This is a genomic window from Janthinobacterium sp. C22 (genome assembly GCF_057919405.1).
In genome coordinates this window covers 4,711,107-4,730,727 of sequence record NZ_CP193659.1, presented here as the reverse complement: position 1 = coordinate 4,730,727, position 19,621 = coordinate 4,711,107, and the positions used below count along the sequence as shown (strand labels likewise).

Here is a 19,621-nt window from a genome sequence, read left to right as displayed (position 1 = left end):
ACGGGCATGAGCTTTGATAGTATCCTCGTGCTTGCTGGGTGGCCGGAGCGCCGCACATTCGAGGAAACCGGAATAAGCGATCGACAATGCACACTTTGAGCAAGGGCGGGGCGGGATCAGGCGTCAGAATATGGGCAGGGGGCCTGCTGCTGGCGTTGGCGGTGGGCGGCGCCCTGTACGCGGGCGCGGCGCGCACGGTCAATGACGACGCCGAACAGCGTTTCGACAATCTCACGCATGGCGCCCAGCATAGCCTGATCACACGCGTAAAAAGCTATTCCGACCTGCTGCGCGGCCTCGAAGCCCTGTTCCGCACCAGCGAGCATCTGACGCGCCGCCAGTTCCACGATTACGTGACCGGCCTCGATATCGCGCGCCAGTTCCCGGCCATCGAATCGGTCAACTATGCGGTGGCGCTGACGCAGGCGCAACGCGCGGCCTATGTCGCCGACGTGCGCCGCGACACCAGCCTGGCGCCGCGCGGCTATCCCGCTTTCACCATCCGTCCGCCCGGCGAGCGGGCGGAATACACGGTGCTCACTTACCTTGAACCCGATTCCCTGCTGGGCGAACGCATGGGCGTCGATATCGGCGCCAACCCGCTGGTGGCGCAGTCCCTGGCGCAGGCGCGCGACAGCGGCGAGGTCAGCGCGTCGGGGCAGGTGATCATGATCAAGGGGCCGCCCGCGCATATCGGCCTGGGCATGCGCCTGCCCGTGTACCGCAACGGCATGCCGCAGGGCAGCGTGGCCGAGCGCCGCGCCGCCTACCAGGGTTCCGTGGGCATCGGCTTCGGCGTTGCGCAGCTGGTGCACAGCGCGCTCGAACGCAGCGCCCTGGAACCGCTGCACCTGACCCTGTACAGCGCGGCCGACCCGTTGCCGGCCGGCGGGGTCCTGGCCATCACGCCGCAGGACCGCCTGCTGTTCAACGATGACGGCGACCTGGCGGCGCCGCCGCCGCAACCGGGCAGCGATGCCGACTATTTCGACCAGGTGCTGCCCGTCGCTTACCAGGGCGGCCTGTGGAAAGCCCATTTCCGCGTGCGCAAGGCGGAGCTGTACAGCCCCTTCGACCGCTATTTTCCATGGCTGGCGCTGGGCGTGGGCGTGGCCGGCACGCTGCTTATTTATGGCTATATCTTTACCCTGTACCGGTCGCGCCGCAACGCGGTGGCGCAGCGCACCCTGCTCGATACGGTGCTCGACAGCGTCGACGCCTACGTTTACATGAAGGATGCCGACCTGCGCTACCGCTATGTGAATGCGCGCACGGCGAAGATACTGGGCCGTCCGGCGGAGCAGCTGATCGGCCGCCAGGACGGCGAGCTGATGCTCGGCGATGCGGCCGCCGCCGCGCAGCTGACCGAACGCCAGGTCTTCGATAGCGGCGCCAAGTTCGTCGGCGAGGAGCGCTTCGTCGATGCGCAGGGCCAGGTGCATCACCTGTGGAGCGTGAAGGTGCCGCTGGGTTTGCCCGGTCCCGTCACGGGCCTGATTGGCCTGTCCACCGACGTGACGGAACTGCACCGCCTGAAGGAGCAGGCCGACGCGGCCAGCCAGGCCAAGAGCGACTTCCTGTCGAACATGAGCCATGAAATCCGCACGCCGATGAACAGCATCATCGGCATGGCGCACCTGGCCCTGAAATCGGTGGCCGACGCGCGCCAGCGCGACTACCTGCAGAAAATCTTCCATTCGGGCCAGCACTTGCTGGGCCTGATCAACGACATCCTCGATTTTTCCAAGATCGAGGCGGGCAAGCTGGAGCTGGAGGTGCTGGACTTCCGTCTCGACACCCTGCTGGCGAACATCGCCAGCCAGCTGGGCGACGCGGCCGCCGTCAAGGGCCTGGCGCTGCAGTTCGATATCGCGCCGGAGCTGCCGCAGCGCTGGCGCGGCGACCCGTTGCGCCTGGAGCAGGTCTTGCTGAACCTGACCAGCAACGCCATCAAGTTTTCCGACAATGGCAGCATCTTCGTGCGCGTGCGCCAGTCCGAGGAGCGCGCCAGCCACGCCATGCTGCGCTTCGAGGTGCAGGACCGGGGCATCGGCATGAACCAGGAAGAGGTGGCGCAGCTGTTCCGCTCTTTCCACCAGGCCGACCCGTCGACCACGCGCAAGTATGGCGGCAGCGGCCTGGGGCTGGTGATCAGCAAGCAGCTGGTGGAGCTCATGGGCGGCAAGGTGGGCGTGTACAGCCAGCCGGGCCTGGGCAGCACCTTCTGGTTCACGGCGCGTCTGGAAAAAAGCGCGCAGGGGGCCGACGAACGCATCGCCGAAGTCGAGCCGGAAGTACTGGGGGTGATCCGCGGCGCCTCCATCCTGCTGGTGGAAGACAACATCTTCAGCCAGCAGGTGGGCTGCGAGCTGCTGGAAGACGCGGGCGCCACCGTCTGCGTCGCCTGCAATGGCCGCGAGGCGCTGGAATTGCTGGCACGCCAGCGCTACGACTGCGTGCTGATGGACGTGCAGATGCCGGAGATGGACGGCTTCGAGGCGACGCGCCGCATCCGTGCCGACCCGCGGCTTGCCGGCCTGCTGGTGATCGCCATGACGGCCAATGCGGGCAGCGAAGACCGCGCCCGCTGCCTGGCGGCTGGCATGGATGAATTCGTGACCAAGCCGATCGCCCCGAACCTGCTGTTTCACCTGCTGGCGAAATGGTTCCGGCTGCGTGGCGGCATCGGCGGCATCGGCCGCGACAGGCTGGCGGCGCTGCCGAAGGCGCCGCCGGCGGGCGCCGCGCCGGAGTTGCGCGACACGGCCATCCTCGACCTGGCCACCCTGGCGCTCACCTTCAGCAATGATGCCGTGAAGATGCGCAAGTACACCCAGCTGTTTCTCGACACGGCGCGCGACGGCATCGCCGAAATGGAGCAAGCCCTGGCGCTGGAAGACCTGGGGCGCCTGGCCGACCTGGGACACCGCAGCAAATCGTCGGCGCTGGCCGTGGGCGCCCATGCCTTCGCGGGCCTGTGCACGTCGATCGAAGGCTTGCGCCTGGGCGGCGACCTGCAGCAGGCGCGCGGCTTGCTGACGGCGCTCGGGCCGGCGCTGACGCAGGTGGCGGAACAAATTTCCATGGAATTTGCCGCCAGCGACGCCCCTTGACGCAAGCAGCGGCGATAATATGCCTTTGACGTCTCCAGCCACCCGGCCGGAGGCGCGGCAACCCATCGGATCAGCATGCAAACACCCGTCACGCCCGGCCTACTCATCCTGCACGGCAACCAGCTGGAGCAGCTGCGCGCCGCCGTCTTCCAGTGGCTGCGCAGCCACCCGCTGGCGCCGCTGGAAACCGACATCTTCCTGGTGCAGTCGAACGGCGTGGCCGAATGGCTGAAGATCGCGCTGGCCGAGGAGATGGGGGTGTGCGCCGCCACGCGCATCGCCTTGCCGGCGCGCCTGCTGTGGGAAAGCTACCGGGGCATGCTGGGCCGCGAGCGCGTCCCGCGCGTGTCGCCGTTCGATAAGTCCCCGCTGACCTGGCGTTTGATGCGGCTGTTGCCGTCGCTGCTGGCCGACCCCGTGTTTGCGCCGCTGCGCTACTTCCTGGCCGATGGCGATTGCGAACGCCGGCTGCAGCTGGCCGAGCGCCTGGCCGACCTGTTCGACCAGTACCAGGTCTACCGCGCCGACTGGCTGGCCGACTGGGCGGCCGGGTGCGACCAGTTGCGCACGGCGCGCGGCGAGTCCATCGTCTTGAAGGAGGACCAGCGCTGGCAGGCGCAGTTGTGGCGCGCCGTGGGCCAGGACGTCGAGCCGTTCGAGCGCGACACGGGCCGCGCCGACATCCACGACGCCTTCCTGGCGGCGATCGCCGCCGGCGATGCGCCGGCTGGCAAGCTGCCGCGCAGGGTGGTGCTGTTCGGCGTGTCGGCCTTGCCGTACCAGACCTTGCAGGCGCTCGCCGCGCTGGCGCGCCACACGCAGGTGCTGCTGGCCGTGCCCAATCCATGCCAGTTCTACTGGGGCGACATCATCGACGGGCGCGACTTGCTGCGCGCGGAAAACAAGCGCCAGCGGCAGCGCAACGGCACCGACCTGGCGCACATTCCGCTGGAAGAACTGCATGCGCACAGTCATCCGCTGCTGGCCAGCTGGGGCAGGCAAGGGCGCGATTTCATCCGCATGCTCGACGAATTCGACGAACACGCGCAAGCCGAAGGGCGTGACGACAGCCTGCGCATCGACCTGTTCGGCGAGGAGACGGGCGAAACCCTGCTGCAGCAGGTGCAGGTGGCCATCCGCGAACTGCGCCCGCTGGCCGAACATGAGCAAACGCCGCCCGGTGCCGGCGACCGCTCGATCGAATTTCACGTGGCGCACAGCGTGCAGCGCGAGGTGGAAGTGCTGCACGACCAGCTGCTGGCCATGTTCGCGCACAGCGCCGAGACGGGCTTGCGTCCGCGCGACGTGGTCGTGATGGTGCCCGACATCGATACCTTTACGGCCGCCATCCACGCCGTCTTCGGCCAGTACCGGCGCAGCGACGAGCGTTTCATCCCGTTCGAGATCGGCGACGTCAAGGACCGCAGCGTCAATCCGCTGCTCGTCGCGCTCGAGTGGCTGCTGCAGCTGCCGCAGCAGCGCTGCCGCCAGAGCGAGGTGCGCGACCTGCTCGACGTGCCCGCGCTGGCGGCCCGCTTTGGCCTGCAGCCGGACGACCTGGTCACGCTGGGCGCCTGGATCGAGGGAGCCGGCGTGCGCTGGGGCCTGGACCAGCATCACCGCAGCGGCCTGGGACTGGGTGCGGCCGGGGAACAGAATGCGTGGATCTTCGGCGTGCGGCGCATGCTGCTCGGTTACGCCAGCGGCGTTGGCGCCAGCTTTGGCGGCATCGAGCCGTATGCGGAAGTGGGCGGCCTCGATGCGGCGCTGGCCGGCTCGCTGGCGCAGCTGGTCGAGGCGCTGCTGCACTGGCGCACCGTGCTGGCCGGCGCCTGCACGCCCGCCGAGTGGGGCGCGCAGGCGCGCGCGCTGCTGGCGGCCTTTTTCGATGCCGACGACGAGGGCGACCGCCTGACCCTGGCGCAGCTCGAGGGCGCCTTGCAGGGCTGGCTGGAAACCTGCGAGCATGCGGGCTTTGTCGAGCCGGTGCCGCTGTCCGTGCTGCGCGTCGCATGGCTGGGCGCGCTGGACGAGCCGACCCTGAACCACCAATTCGTCTCCGGCGGCGTGACCTTCTGCACCCTGATGCCGATGCGCGCCGTGCCGTTTCGCGTGGTCTGCCTGCTGGGCATGAACGATGGCGACTTCCCGCGCCGCGCGCAGAAGGCCGATTTCGACTTGCTGGCGCTGCCCGGCATGGCGCGACCGGGCGACCGCTCGCGCCGCGACGACGACCGCTACCTGATGCTCGAAGCCTTGCTGGCCGCGCGCGACAAGCTGTACGTGAGCTGGGTGGGGCGCAATGTGCGCGACAATTCCGAGCAGCCGCCGTCCGTGCTGGTGTCGCAGCTGCGCGATTACCTGGCCGCCGGCTGGTCGCTGGACCGGCACCTGGCATCGCTGACCACCGAGCACGCGCTGCAGCCGTTCAGCCGCCGCTATTTCGAGGCCGATGGCTTGCTGACCTATGCGCGCGAATGGCGCGTAGTCCATACCGATGCCGATGCGCAGGCCGCCGCGCTGCCGCTGGGGCCTTACGAACTCGATCCCGGCACGCGTCTGAAGCTGGGCGAGCTGGCCAGCTTCTTGCGCCAGCCCGTCAAGTACTTCTTTCGCCGCCGCTTGAGCGTGTATTTTGCCGACGCGGCCATGCTGGGCGAGGATGAGGAGCCGTTCGGCCTGAATGCGCTCGAGCGCTACCTGCTGGAAGACACCATGCTGGACGACGGCGGCGCCGTGGAAGATATCGGCGACGTGCGCGCCAGCCTGGAGGCGCGCGCGGCACGCCTGGCGCGCGAAGGCGTGCTGCCCATCGGCCTGATCGGCCGGCAGGTGCAGGCGCAGCTGGTCGAGGCGCTGGTGCCCGTGCGCAGCGCGTGGCTGTCCTTGCGCGCCTCGTTCCCGCTGGCGGCCGACAAGCGCGCCATCAACTTGCCCTTCGGCGAGCTGCAGATCGACGACTGGCTCGACAGATTGTGCAGCAACGGGCAGGAGACGGCCTGGCTGATGCAGATTTCCTCGAAGGTGACGGACAAGAACGGCCTGGCGCGCGGCGACAAGCTGATGCTGATGTGGCTGCGCCAGCTGGCCGCCGCCGCCCTCGGCTTTCCCGTCACCGGCTACCTGGTGGCGCGCGACGCCATCGTCAGCATGGCGCCGCTCGATCCGGCCGGTTCGCGCGACGCGCTGGCCACCCTGCTGGCGCTGTGGCGCGAAGGCATGAACCATCCGCTGCCCACGGCGTGCAAGACGGGGCTGGCGCTGGTACAGCAGGGCGACCCGCGCGCCGTCTACGATGGCGGCTTCGAGATGTCGGGCGAGCGCGAAGAACTGTGCCTGGCGCGCCTGTGGCCCGAGTTTTCCGCGCTGGCCGCGGAGGAAGCGTGGGAAGACTGCTCGCGCGAGCTGTATGGCCCGCTGGCCGACTGGCTGCAGCAACACATCACGATCGACCCGATCAGCGCGCCCGATGATGGCGCGGGAGAAGAACCATGACGAGCCACCTGCTCAACCCCTGACGTTTCCGCTGCACGGCTCGCGCCTGATCGAGGCGTCCGCCGGCACCGGCAAGACCTGGACCATCGCCGCGCTGTACGTGCGCCTCGTGCTGGGACACGGCGACGACGACAGCCGCTTTACGCGCCCGCTGCTGCCGGCCGACATTTTGGTGATGACGTTTACGCGCGCCGCCACGCGCGAATTGTCGAACCGCGTGCGCGAGCGCCTGATCGAGGCGGCCGCGTATTTTCGCCACGAATCCGGCGGCAGCGACCCGTTCCTCGACGCCCTGCTCGAGTCCTGTCCGGACGAGAGCGAACGGCAAAAGGCCGCGCACCGGCTGATGCTGGCCGCCGAGACGATGGATGAAGCGGCCATCTTCACCATCGACGCCTGGTGCCAGCGCATGCTGCGCGAGCACGCGTTCGACAGCGGCAGCCTGTTCGACGAGGAACTGGTCAGCGACGAGCAAGCCCTGTTCGAGGATGCCGCCCACGATTACTGGCGTCAGCAAGTCTACCCCTTGCCGCCGCAGGCGCTCGACGTGCTGCTGGCCTGCTGGCCCGACGTGGCGGCGCTGAAGAAGGGCGCGCGCGAGCTGGCGCGCCGCGCCGACATCATGGGCATGGCGGACGAAGAATCGTTGTCCACCCTGATCGCGCGCGAACAGCGGGCGCTGGCCGCGCAGCTGGCCACCCTGAAGGCGGGCTGGGTCGAGCGCGTGGACCAGATGGCCGCCTGGATCAACGACCACCGCGCCGTCAATCCCAAGTGTTTTAACGGCGTCAAGATGAAGCCGGAGAACCTGGCGAAGTGGTTCGACGGCTTGCGCCGCTGGGCGCAGGATCCGCTCCTGCTGCTGCCCGCCATCACGGCCAAGGCCTGGGAGCGCCTGACGCCGTTCGGCATCGAGGATGCGTTTGCCAAGAGTTTCACGGCCCAGGTGCCCGAGTGCTTCGAGCATACGGAAGCGCTGGGGATCGCCCTGGCGGCCATCACGCCGCTGGCGCACAAGCTGCACCTGCATGCGGCGGCGGCCATCGCGCGGCGCATGGATCAGTTGAAGCGCCAGTCGCGCCAGTTCGGCTTTGCCGACATGCTGCAGCGCCTGCACGACGCGCTGGCCGGCGAAAACGGCGCGGCCCTGCGCCAGCGCATCGTCGACCAGTACCCGCTGGCCATGGTCGATGAATTCCAGGATACGGCGCCCGCGCAGTACCAGATCTTCAATTTGCTGTACCGCATCGCCGACAACGATCCGGCGCTGGGCCTGTTCCTGATCGGCGATCCGAAGCAGTCGATCTACGGCTTTCGCGGCGCCGACATCCAGAGCTACCTGGCGGCGCGGCGCGCCACCGCCGGCCGCCACTATCAGCTGGGCACCAACTACCGCTCGACGGCGCCGCTGGTGGCGGCCGTCAACCAGCTGTTCCTGCACGCCGAGCGCGCCGAGGTGCCGGCCGGCGCCTTCCGCTACCGCAAAAACGGCGAGAATCCGCTGCCGTTCGAGGCCGTCGACGCCAAGGGGCGCGATGAATGGCTGGTGAATGCCGGCGGCCCGCTGCCGGCCCTGCTGGCCGCCTGCGCCAGCGATGAAGGACTGCGCGGCGACGGCTACCGCGAGTATTTCGCGCAGCACTGCGCGGAGCACATCGTCGCCATGCTGGGCGATGCGCAAGCGGGTTTCGACGGCCCCGACGGTTTTGCGCGCCTGCAGCCGGCCGATGTCGCCGTGCTTGTGCGCGACCGCAAGGAAGCGGCGGCCATCCGCCGCGCGCTGGCGCGCCGCCGGGTCGCCAGCGTCTACCTGTCCGACAAGGATTCCGTCGTCGACAGCGAGGAGGCGCAGGACGTGCTGCGCTGGCTGGCGGCGCTGGCCAACCCGCTCGACGGGGGCTGGCGCGCGCCGCCTTTGCCACGCGCACCATCGGCCTGTCGCTGGGCGAGCTGGCGCGCCTGTCGAGCGATGAACTGGAGTGGGAGCGCCGGGTCGAGCAATTGAAGGCATTGCACCTGATCTGGCAGCGCCAGGGCGTGCTGGCCATGCTGCGCCGCTTCATCCACGAACTGCAATTGCCCGCCATGCTGCTGCAGCAGACGGGCGGCGAGCGGCGCCTGACGAATCTGCTGCACCTGGCCGAACTGCTGCAATCGGCCAGCCGCCAGCTCGATGGCGAGCAGGCGCTGATACGCTGGCTGGCCGAGCAGATCGCCGGCGAGGGCGACAACGGCGACGAGCGCGTGCTGCGCCTGGAAAGCGATGCGGAGCTGGTCAAGGTCATCACCGTGCACAAGTCCAAGGGACTCGAATACCCGCTCGTGTATCTGCCGTTCGCCGTCACGGCGCGCAAGGTGGACAAACGCAACCGCAGCTTCTTCGAGTATGCGGATGAAAAAGGCGAGCGCCGCCTCGACCTGTCGCTGTCCGACGAGGCCATGGCCTTTGTGGAAGAGGCGCGCATCGAGGAAGACTTGCGCCTGCTGTACGTGGCCTTGACGCGCGCGCGCCACTTCCTGTGGCTGGGCGTGGCCGCCCAGGCGGCGCGCAAGGCGGGCGAGAACACCCTGCACGAGTCGGCGCTCGGCTACCTGCTGACGGGCGGCGACAAGCTGCCGGCGGAGCAGCTGCTGCTGCGCTGGCAGCAGGTGGCGGGCAGCTGCGACGCCATCTATGTGACTGCCCTGGCGCAACCCGGCGCCTGCACGGTGCTCGATCGCATCGAGCGCCGGCCCGAGCTGCGCCCCGCGCCCGTGTTCGCGGGCGAGTTCGAGCGCGACTGGTCGGTGGGCAGTTTTACCTCGCTGACGCGCCAGATCGGCGCCGTGGCGGCCGCGCACGTGCCGCAGCGGGCGCTGGAAGAGACCTTGCTGGAAGATGGCACGGCCGTGGCCGCGCCGACGCCAACGGGCGACGCGCCGTGGCACCGCTTCCCGCGCGGTTCCGTGCCCGGCAATTTCCTGCACGAGCAGCTCGAGTGGATGGGCAGCGAAGGCTTTGACGGCGTCCACGATGCCAATTTCGGCACGCGCCTGGCCGCGCGCTGCGAACGGGCCGGCTGGGGCCACCGCCAGGAAGACGCCATCGGCTGGCTCCGGGAAATCGCCGTCACGCCGCTGCCGCTGCTCGATGCCTCGCTGTCGCAGCTGGACAGCACCCTCTCCGAGATGGAGTTCTGGTTCCCCAGCGAGCATTTGTCCACCGAGGCGCTGGACAGACTTTGCACGCGGCTGCTGCTCGATGGCGCGCCGCGCCCCGCGCTGCCACGGCGCCAACTGCACGGCATGCTGAAAGGCTTTGCCGACCTGGTCATCGAACGGGAGGGGCGCTACTGGGTGCTCGACTACAAGTCGAACGCGCTGGGACCCAACGACGCCGCCTATCACACGCAGGCGCTGGCGGCCGGCATGGCGCAGCACCGCTACGATATCCAGGGCGCCATCTACATGCTGGCCCTGCACCGGCTGCTGAAAAGCCGGCTTGGCGATACCTACGACCCGGCCGAACACCTGGGCGGCGCCATCTTCCTGTTCCTGCGCGGCATAGCGAATGCGGACACGCACGGCTGCTACTGGCTGGCGCCGCAGCTGGAACTGCTGGACGGCCTCGATCAACTGTTGTCAGAAGAAGCGGAACATCATGCAGCATAGTGAGCAAATGAATGCCTTGTTCAGCCACGTCGACGGCGTCGCCGGGGACGGGCATCTGCGCCGCCTGAGCGCCGCCTTCGCCCGCTTCATCGCCAGCCTGGACGGGGAGGCGCCGCATGCGCCCGCCGTCGCCGTGGCCTGCGTGGTGCTGTCCGAGCTGGAAGGGCGGGGCCACAGCTGTTTGATGCTGGCCGACCTGGCGGGCGAACCGTCGCAGCTGCTGGGCTGGAGCGAGGAATTGTGGCACGCCGTGCTGGCCGTTGCCGGCCCGCTGCCGGACAGCGCCGCCGGCTGGCATGCGCTGCTGGCCGGCGCGCCGCAGGTGTGGCGGGTGGGTGCGCCCGACGTGAAACAGCCGCTGGTGCTCGACGGCGACCGTTTGTACCTGCGCCGCTACTGGCGCGACGAGACACTGGTCGGTGAAAAGATCGCCCTCCGCGCGCAGGCTTTGACGAATCCGCCGCTGGCGCAGGTGCGGCAATGGCTCGACATCCTGTTCGACCAGCCCACGCAGGACGGTGGGCCGGACTGGCAAAAGGTGGCGTGTGCCGTCGCCTTGCGCGGCAAGGCGGCCATCATCACGGGCGGCCCGGGGACGGGCAAGACCTATACGGTGGCCAGTTTGCTGACCTTGCTGTTTGCCGTCTCGCCGCAACCGGAGCAGCTGCGCATCGCGCTGGCCGCGCCGACGGGCAAGGCTGCCGCGCGATTAAAACAGTCGATCGACAAGGCCTTGAGCGGCCTGGCGGAAAAGGTCGGGAAAGCCTTGCCGTTGCTGGAACTGGCGCGGCGCATGGGCGCGGCGCGCACCTTGCATAGCTTGCTGGGCGCGCGGCCCGATACGCGCGCCTTTGCCCACCACGCGGGCAATCCGCTCGACGTGGACGTGCTGATCGTCGATGAAGCGTCGATGGTGCACCTGGAAATGATGGCCTCCGTGCTCGACGCCTTGCCTTCCACCGCCATCCTGATTCTGCTGGGCGACAAGGACCAGCTGGCATCGGTGGAGGCGGGCGCCGTGCTGGGCGACTTGTGCCACGACGCGCAGACGGGCGGCTACACGGGGGACACCATCGCGTATGCGCAGGCGGCCAGCGGCGTGGCCATTCCCGCGCAGTTTGCGGGGAGCGCCGGCGCGCTGGCGCAGCAGACGGTGATGCTGCGCCATAGCCACCGTTTCAGCGGCCCGATCGGCGAGCTGGCGCTGGCCGTGAATGCCGGCAGGCCGGACCTGGCCAAGGCGTGCTTCGCCGCCGACAGCGGCGGCCAGCTGGCGTGGAGCGTGCCGGCGCAGCAGGAAGACGTGCTGCGCCTGGCCTTGCGCGGACGTCTTGATGCGCCGGGCGGCTACCAGCCCTACCTGGCGCTGGTGAATGCTGGCGGCGAAGCTTACGCGCAGCATGACGACTGGGTGCGCGCCGTGCTGCACGCTTTTGAAGCGTTCCGCATCCTGTGCGCCGTGCGCGAAGGCGAGTGGGGCGTGGCGGGCTTGAACACGGCCATCGAGCTGCGGCTGGAAAAGGAAGGGCTGATACGCCGCAGCGAGTGGTATGTGGGCCGTCCCGTGATGGTCACGCGCAACGATTACGGCACGGGCGTGTTCAATGGCGACATCGGTCTGACCCTGCGCGACCCTGCGCGGCCCGGTTCCCTGCGCGTGTACTTCCTGGAAGGGGACAATGTGCGCAGCGTGCTGGCCACGCGCTTGCGCCACGTGGAAACGGCGTTCGCCATGACCGTGCATAAATCGCAGGGCTCGGAATTCCGCCACACGGTGCTGGTGCTGCCGCAGGAAGGTGGCGCCATGCTGGCGCGCGAACTGGTCTACACGGGCATCACGCGCGCGCGCGACTTCTTTACCCTGGTCTCGCCCACGCAGGCCGTGCTGTTCGACGCGATCCTGCGCCGCACGCAGCGCGCCAGCGGCTTGAGAGGATTGATCGGCTGATGGCTTGATGGGGTTCGACGCGTTTCCTTACGGAAATATATGTGTTGTATTCCGAATATTGACGATAATTGTTCCGTTTTTTGTGTGAGAATGCTTGCGTAGGTGAAGTAGTGCAAAAGTACTGTTTCACGCCAATAAAATCGAAACGAGGAGTCCATCATGTTGTCTTCCCTTCGCACGCGGCTGGTGCTCATTTGCGTGGCCATCGTCGTCCTGTCCATGCTGGCCTTGTCGGCCGCCAATTACGTCACCACGCGCAGCAGCATGCTGGCCTCGTCCGACCAGCAGATGCAGCAGCTGCTGCAAAGCCAGTCGGCCGTGCTGGCGCAATGGGTCGATGGCAAGAAGAAGGTCATGGCCTCCGTCGTCATGTCGGCCGAGACGCCCGATCCGCTGCGTGCCTTCCAGATCGCGGAAAAGGCCGGCGATTTTGCGGAAGTGTTCATCGGCTACGCGGACAAGCGCTCCGTATTTACCCATCCGGGCCGCCCTGCCGATTTCGACCCGACGGCGCGCGCCTGGTACACGGACACCGTCAAGGCGGGCGTGCCGATGCTCACGCCGCCATATGTGGACGCGGCCAGCCACAAACTGGTGGTGTCGTTCACGGCGCCCGTCGGCCCGAAAGAGGCGCTGCTGGGCGTGGCGGGCGCCGACGTGCTGCTCGATACGGTGATCGCCAACGTGGTGGCGATCAAGCCGACGCCGCACAGCTTTGCCTTCCTGGTCGACCAGAGCGGCACCATCATCGCGCATGCCAACAAGGACCTGAGCCTGCAGCCGGTGGCGAAACTCGATGCGGCGCTGTCGGCCGCGCAGGTGAACCGGCTGGAAAGCACGCGCGCGAGCGAGGCCGTGCGCCTCAATGAGCGCGACGGCAAGCTGTACGTCACGCGCGTGGCGGGCACCGACTGGCTGCTGGCCGTGGTGCTGGACCAGCAGGAAGCCATGCAAGCCTTGCAGACGATGCTGACGACGGCCACCGTCACGGCCGTGCTGCTGGCCGGCGCGGCGGCGGTGCTGCTGTCGCTGCTGGTGTTCAAGATGCTCAAGCGCCTGGAACTGGTGCGCGATGCGCTTGACGACATCGCCTCGGGCGAGGGCGACCTGACGCGCCGCCTCGACGCTTCCGGCGTGGATGAACTGGCGCAGATCGCCGGCGCCTTCAACCGCTTCATCGACAAGATCGCCGCCGTGCTGGTGAAGATCCGCACGGCCAGCGAATCGGTCAAGGTCTCATCGATGGAAATCGCCGCCGGCAACCAGGACCTGTCGTCGCGCACGGAACAGCAGGCGAGCTCGCTGGAAGAGACGGCCGCCTCGATGGAGGAGCTGACGTCCACCGTCAAGCAGAACGCGGACAATGCGCGCCAGGCCAATCAGATGGCGCAATCGGCGTCCGGCGTGGCCAGCAAGGGCGGGCAAGTGGTGGCGCAGGTGGTCGACACCATGGCTTCGATCAACGATTCATCGAAGAAGATCGTCGACATCATCAGCGTCATTGACGGCATCGCCTTCCAGACGAATATCCTGGCCCTGAATGCGGCCGTGGAAGCGGCGCGCGCCGGAGAACAAGGACGCGGCTTTGCCGTGGTGGCGACGGAAGTGCGCAGCCTGGCGCAACGCTCCGCTGGCGCGGCGAAGGAAATCAAGCTGCTGATCGACGATTCGGTGGGCAAGGTCGACTCGGGCGCGCGCCTGGTCGACGAGGCGGGGGCGACGATGCAGGAAATCGTCGACAGCGTGCGCCGCGTAACCGACATCATGGGCGAAATCACGGCCGCCAGCCAGGAACAAAGCTCGGGCATCGAACAGGTGAACCAGGCGATCGCGCAAATGGACCAGGTGACGCAGCAGAACGCGGCCCTGGTGGAGGAGGCGGCCGCCGCGGCGGAAAGCCTGCAGGACCAGGCCGGCACGCTGGCGCAGGTGGTGGGTGTGTTCAAGCTCGATGACGGGCAAGCGCCGCCGCCGCAGCAGCAGCAGCCAGCCAGGCCCGTGGTGCGCGCGCCCATCGCGCCGCGCATCGCTAGCCGTCCCGCCGCAAAAACGCCCGTCGCCAAGCAGGAGCGCAGCGACGAGTGGGAGACGTTTTAAACTTTAAGTACGCCGGGGCGCCAGGGTCGGCGCCATCTGCTTCGCCACCTCGAAAAAAGCGTTGGTGGCCGGCGTGTTCTGGCGCCGGTCGCGCACGGCCAGGCCCACCTTGCGGCTGACGGGCGGATTCAATGGCAGGGCCACCAGCTCCGGATACTGCTCCCGCAGCCGCTGCGGCAGGGCCAGTTCGGCCACGATGGACAGGCCGTCGCCGCGGCTGACCATGTCGAGGATGGTGATCACCTGGCTGATGCGGTAGGGGACATGTGGCTGCAGCCCCGCGTCGGCGAACAGGGGTTCGATCAGGCAGGCGCAGCCCGCCTCGGACATGATGAACGGCCCTTCGCACAGCTGCGCCAGGGTGATGGTGGTTTCGCTGGCCAGCGGGTGGCTGCGCGGCACCAGCGCCATCATCTGGTCTTCCACCAGCGGCGCCGTGTCGAAACGCTCGTCGGGCAGCACGACGAAGCCCACATCCACGCGGCGTTCGCGTATCCACTGCACCACTTCATGGTCGGCGCCTTCGTCGATGCGCAGGGCGATGCCCGGATAGCGCAGGCGGAATTGCGCCGTGATGGCCGGCAGCAGGTTCAAGGACGAAGTAGGGCCGAAGGAGCCGATGCGCAGGCTGCCCTGGCGCTGGCCCAGCACGTCGGCCGCTTCCTGGCGCATGGCTTCCGATAGACCGAGGATTTCGCGCGCACGCACGAGCAGCTGGCGGCCCACGTCCGTCAGCTCGGCCGAGGCCTGGTGGCGCACGATCAGGTCCACGCCCATCTCCTTTTCCAGCGCCTTCAAGGCATGCGAGACGGCCGACTGGCTGATGCCCAGCTGCGCGGCGGCGGCGGAAAAGCCGTGCAGCTCGGCCACCAGGGTAAAGATTTCCAGTTGCGTGAAGGTCATCTGTGGTTTTCCTGCTCTATGAGTATTTGCTCATTATTTCATGAGTTGATATTAGTATTAATATATAAGTGTACAGCATGTACGCCACCCGCCGCGCAAGCGGCCTTACAGGAACTCCCATGTCTTCATCCGCCTTGCCCTCTGCCGCCTTGCCTGCCGCGCAATCGCCGCTCGTCTACCTCAAACTGATTTTCGTCGCCCTGTTCTGGGGCGGCACCTTTATCGCGGGCCGCGTGCTGGCGCAGCAGATGCCGCCCATGACGGCTGCCAGCGGGCGCTTCGGCGTGGCCGTGCTGCTGCTCGTCGCGCTGGCGTGGAAGTTGGAAGGGGGCTTGCCGCGCCTGGACCGCAAGCAGCTGGCGACGACGGCCGCGCTGGGCCTGACGGGCATCTTTTTATATAACCTGTGCTTCCTGGCGGCACTGTCGCGCATGCCGGCGGGGCGCACGGCCCTGTTCGTGGCCTTGAACCCCATCGTCACGGCGCTGGCCTCGGCCATGCTGTTCCGCGAGCGGCTGGGATCGTTCAAATGGCTGGGCATCATGCTGGCGTTTTGCGGCACGGCCATCGTCATCACGCGCGGCGACCTGGCCGGCGTGCTGCACGGCACGGGCGGCGGCATCGGCATGGGCGAAGTGTTCATGTTCTGCGGCATTTCCAGCTGGGCCGCCTATACCCTGATCGGCCGCGTCGCGCTGACGGGACTGAGTCCGATTGCCGCCACCACGTATGCGTCGATGTGGGGCCTGGCCTTTTTGCTGGTGGGGGCGGCCGTGGAGTTTCCCACGGTGCCATGGCACAGCTTCGGCTGGCAAGTGTGGGCCGCCATCGGCTACCTGGGCGTGTTCGGCACGGTGATCGGCTTTGTCTGGTATTACGAGGGCGTCAAGGCGCTGGGCCCGTCGCGCACGGCCGTGTTCAACAACCTCGTGCCCGTGTTCGGCATCGTGCTGGCGGCGGCGCTCCTGGGCGAGCCGGTGCTCGCCTCGATGCTGGTGGGCGGGGCGGTGACGATCGCCGGCGTGGTGATGACCAACCGGCAGGGGAAATAGTTATGGGGTCAGACCCGTCGGGTCCGACCCCGGCATTGAGCCGTGCTTAGCGGGCGCGGCGGCGCTTCGATGGCTTGGCCGGCGCCTTCTTGTGCCGGCTGACGGAAGCGCGCATCACTTTCGGCTCTTCGATGCCGTTCTCGGCCGCCAGCATGCGGCGGATGTTGACGGCGTCCATGGCGCGCACGGAATTGGCGCGCGCGTTGAGCAGGATCATGGTGGCGAACTTGCCGGCCGACTTGATGCGCATGATCAGGCAGCGGCCCGCTTCATTCGTGTAGCCCGTCTTCGACAGACCGATATCCCAGCCCTTGGCGCCCACCAGGCGGTTCGTGTTGTGGTATTCCACGTCGCGGCCCTTGATCTGGATGACGTCCTTCGAATCGGTGGTGATGCGGATGATTTCCGGGTAGCGCGAGGCGGCCACGGCCATCTTGACCAGGTCGGCCGCCGTCGATTGGTTGTTCGGCGACAAGCCCGTCGGCTCTTCGATCACGGTCTGGCGCATGCCCAGAGCCTTGATCTTGGCGTTGACGGCCACGGCAAACGCCGTCGGGCCGCCGGGGAAGGTGCGCGCCAGCGAGGCGGCGGCGCGGTTGTCGGACGACATCAGTGCCAGTTGCAGCACGTCGTGGCGGCTCAGGGTGGCGCCCACGGGCACGCGCGAGGTGCTGTGTTTCAAGGTATCGACGTCCTCGCGGTCGATGCTGATCTCTTCCTGCATATTCGCCTTGGAGTCGAGCACGACCATGGCTGTCATGAGTTTGGTCAGCGAGGCGATGGGCACCACCACGTTGGAATTTTTTCAAGCAAGACTTTGCCTGTGCCGTCTTCGACCACCAGTATCGACTGGGAACCGAAGGGCACGGCGATGGCCGCTGTCGAAAGCGTCATCAGCACCGCGGCGAACATTTTTTGAGCATGGGATCGTATGTGGAAAAGCAGTTTTGGGGCGCCATCGTGGGCGCTGCGCGCAAATCCGGAACAGGGCCGCGCGGGGACGCGGCATGTGTATCTCGGAGGCAATATTTGCCAAGCTTAAACAATACCATTAAAGATCAAGCGATGTCTACGGTACAAGCCCGCGACAGGCGGCGTTGCGGCCAATTTGGCAAATAAATGGGTCTATTCTTGCCGTAGTGAAAATTGTTGCACAATTATTGATTTCATCCTGGAAACTTCGTATGATTTCAGCAAGATTGGCAGCCTTGATGCGGCAGGCGCCGCGCGCTTCGTCGTTGATGCCTGCCCCTTCGTGCTTCGTCGCTCCGCGCTAGGTCCCGCAAGCGGGGCGCCGTAGACTGCGTTCATGCCTGCATCACGGACTAGGGAGAACGCATCATGTTAAAAAAATATACGGACTGGTACCGCAGCATCGATGAGGAATCGCTGCGGGTGCTGAAACACCCCGAAATGGCGACGCAGGTCCAGGGGCGGGTGCGCCGCTACGTCGCCATGAAGCTGGTCAAGCTGACGCCGATCGAGCGCCAGCAATTGCACGATTTCCTGCTCAAGTACCGTGGCGCCGGTTTTTATATCGCCGCGTTCAAGCTGATGCTGCTGTTCAGCGCCATCGGCGTCGTCCTGCACCTGCTGCTGCCGGCCAGGTTCGAACTGCTCAAGGCCCTGGTCTTCAGCAACGGCCTGGGTTTTGCGCTGGCGTGGGGCCTGGTGGGCGTCTGGTTCAATTACCGCAGTTCCGTGCGTTACAAGTTCAAGAAACTCCTGCTGATCGTCTCGACCTGCGCGGCTGGGGTGGCGGCCGGCGTGCTGCTGGCCGGCTTGAGCGATACCGGTTCCATGGCCATGGCTTTCGAGCGCTTGCTGCGCGTGGGCGGCGTTGCCCTGCTGGTGGCCGGTTTGTTCTACATGGTGCCGCTGGCGATCGTGACCACCTGGCGCAACCGCCAGTACGAAGCGCTGACCCTGCAGCTGCAGCAGGATGCCGAGCGCGACCGCCTGGCGCGCGAACTGAGCGAATCGCAGCTGCGCCTGCTGCGCGCGCAGATCGAGCCGCATTTCCTGTTCAATACCCTGGGCGCCGTGCAGCAGCTGGCCGAGCAGGGTGCGCCCAGGGCAGCGGCGCTGACGGCCGACCTGATCGCCTTCCTGCGCGCCAGCCTGGCGGAGATGCGCAGCGAGCAAGTGTCCTTGCAAAGCGAGTTCGACATGGTGGCCGCCTACCTGCGCGTGATGCAGGCGCGCATGGGTTCACGCCTGCGCTATGCGCTGGACTTGCCGGCCGAGCTGGCGCACGCGACGATACCGAGCATGATCTTGCTGACCCTGGCGGAAAATGCCATCAAGCATGGTATTGAACCATCGTTGCGCGGCGGCGAGATCAGCCTGTCGGCGCTGCGGGTGGACGGCATGCTGCGCCTGCGCGTGCGGGACACGGGCATGGGCTTGCCGGAAAGCGGTGCGGGCAGCGTGCCCGGAGGCGGCCTGGGCCTGGAAAACGTGCGCAGCCGGCTGTTGCTGTCCGCTCCATCCGCCAGCTTGAGCCTGCGCAACGGCGAAGAGGGCGGCGTGATCGCTGACATAGTGTTGCCCATCAAAATTGCATCCAGCCTGAAAGAAGCCACCGCATGAATCCCACCATCCTGATCGCCGAAGACGAACCCCTGATGCGCGAGCGCCTGCAAATGCTGCTGGCGCAAGCCTGGCCCGAGGCGCAAGTCGTGCTGGTGGCGGAAAACGGCAACGATGCCTGGGACGGTTTCCTCGAACATGAGCCGGACGTGGTCTTCCTCGACATCCGCATGCCGGGCCTGTCGGGTCTGGAAGTGGCCGAGCGCATCGGCAAGCGGGCGCACGTGGTGTTCGTCACGGCCTACGACCAGTACGCCGTCGACGCGTTCGACGCGGGCGCCGTCGATTACCTGCTGAAACCCGTGCAGGCCGAGCGGCTGCAGCGGGCGCTGGCCCGCCTGCGCGACAAGCTGGGCGCCCAGCCGGCCGACATGGCCCATTTGCTGCAGTCGCTGCGCGCCGCCTTGCCGGCGCCGCCGCGCGACAAGCTGAAATGGATCAGGGCCAGCGTGGGCAGGCAGATCCGTTTGATCGACGTCAATGAAGTGCTGTTCTTCCAGGCCGACACCAAGTACACGCGCGTGGTGCTGGCCGGCTCGGAAGCGCTGGTGCGCACGCCGCTGAAGGATTTACTTGGGGGACTTGATCCTGATCAATTCTGGCAAATCCACCGCGGCACCATGGTCAACGTGAAAGCCATCGAGGCGGCCGAACGCATCGACGCCGAGCGCATGCAGGTGCTGGTGCGGGGCAGCACGGAAAAGCTGCCCGTCAGCCGCACGTTTACCTATTTGTTCAGGGATTGATATGATGCCAATGTTTTTAATCTG

General features: G+C 67.1%; 11 protein-coding genes. 9 read left to right on the top strand and 2 right to left on the bottom strand.

What is annotated here, in order from left to right:
• The first annotated feature begins 86 nt into the window (after window positions 1-86).
• The 6 genes from ACRHIG_RS22115 to ACRHIG_RS22090 all read left to right on the top strand — a co-directional run bounded on the left by ACRHIG_RS22115 (window position 87) and on the right by ACRHIG_RS22090 (window position 14,304).
• Window positions 87-3,113: a CHASE domain-containing protein gene (locus ACRHIG_RS22115; RefSeq protein ID WP_489627915.1), complete on the top strand. Its 3,027-nt coding sequence runs from the start codon at window positions 87-89 to the stop codon at window positions 3,111-3,113.
• Between the two features lie 75 nt (window positions 3,114-3,188).
• Window positions 3,189-6,608, top strand: coding sequence for an exodeoxyribonuclease V subunit gamma (recC, locus tag ACRHIG_RS22110; RefSeq protein WP_489627914.1), 3,420 nt, complete (start codon window positions 3,189-3,191; stop codon window positions 6,606-6,608).
• On the top strand, window positions 6,583-8,613 hold the full coding sequence (locus tag ACRHIG_RS22105; protein WP_489627913.1) for a UvrD-helicase domain-containing protein: 2,031 nt from the start codon (window positions 6,583-6,585) through the stop codon (window positions 8,611-8,613). The genes recC and ACRHIG_RS22105 overlap by 26 nt, the downstream gene beginning before the upstream one ends.
• Window positions 8,610-10,259: a 3'-5' exonuclease gene (locus ACRHIG_RS22100; protein ID WP_489627912.1), complete on the top strand. Its 1,650-nt coding sequence runs from the start codon at window positions 8,610-8,612 to the stop codon at window positions 10,257-10,259. Before ACRHIG_RS22105 ends, ACRHIG_RS22100 begins: the two co-directional genes overlap by 4 nt.
• Complete coding sequence (gene recD, locus ACRHIG_RS22095) at window positions 10,249-12,207, top strand: exodeoxyribonuclease V subunit alpha (protein WP_489627911.1); 1,959 nt, start codon at window positions 10,249-10,251, stop codon at window positions 12,205-12,207. Before ACRHIG_RS22100 ends, recD begins: the two co-directional genes overlap by 11 nt.
• Window positions 12,208-12,366: 159 nt before the next feature.
• Window positions 12,367-14,304 (top strand): methyl-accepting chemotaxis protein, encoded by a 1,938-nt coding sequence (locus ACRHIG_RS22090; RefSeq protein WP_489627910.1) that lies wholly within the window; start codon window positions 12,367-12,369, stop codon window positions 14,302-14,304.
• Between the two features lie 3 nt (window positions 14,305-14,307).
• Here the strand turns inward: ACRHIG_RS22090 and ACRHIG_RS22085 are convergent, their stop codons facing one another.
• Window positions 14,308-15,207 carry a LysR family transcriptional regulator gene (locus ACRHIG_RS22085; RefSeq protein ID WP_489627909.1) on the bottom strand — a complete coding sequence of 300 codons (900 nt, stop codon included), beginning with the start codon at window positions 15,205-15,207 and terminating at the stop codon, window positions 14,308-14,310.
• A gap of 119 nt (window positions 15,208-15,326) precedes the next feature.
• On the opposite strand from ACRHIG_RS22085, the gene ACRHIG_RS22080 reads away from it, so the two are divergent.
• Window positions 15,327-16,259: a DMT family transporter gene (locus tag ACRHIG_RS22080; protein WP_489627908.1), complete on the top strand. Its 933-nt coding sequence runs from the start codon at window positions 15,327-15,329 to the stop codon at window positions 16,257-16,259.
• A 46-nt stretch (window positions 16,260-16,305) separates the two neighbouring features.
• Here the strand turns inward: ACRHIG_RS22080 and ACRHIG_RS22075 are convergent, their stop codons facing one another.
• Window positions 16,306-17,052, bottom strand: coding sequence for a serine hydrolase (locus ACRHIG_RS22075; protein ID WP_489627907.1), 747 nt, complete (start codon window positions 17,050-17,052; stop codon window positions 16,306-16,308).
• Window positions 17,053-17,600: 548 nt separating this feature from the next.
• Between ACRHIG_RS22075 and ACRHIG_RS22070 the strand changes: the two genes are divergently transcribed.
• Both ACRHIG_RS22070 and ACRHIG_RS22065 read left to right on the top strand, forming a co-directional pair.
• Window positions 17,601-18,851, top strand: a complete 1,251-nt coding sequence (locus ACRHIG_RS22070) for a sensor histidine kinase (protein ID WP_489627906.1) — start codon at window positions 17,601-17,603, stop codon at window positions 18,849-18,851.
• Complete coding sequence (locus ACRHIG_RS22065) at window positions 18,848-19,597, top strand: LytR/AlgR family response regulator transcription factor (protein WP_489627905.1); 750 nt, start codon at window positions 18,848-18,850, stop codon at window positions 19,595-19,597. The genes ACRHIG_RS22070 and ACRHIG_RS22065 overlap by 4 nt, the downstream gene beginning before the upstream one ends.
• Window positions 19,598-19,621 lie beyond the last annotated feature (24 nt).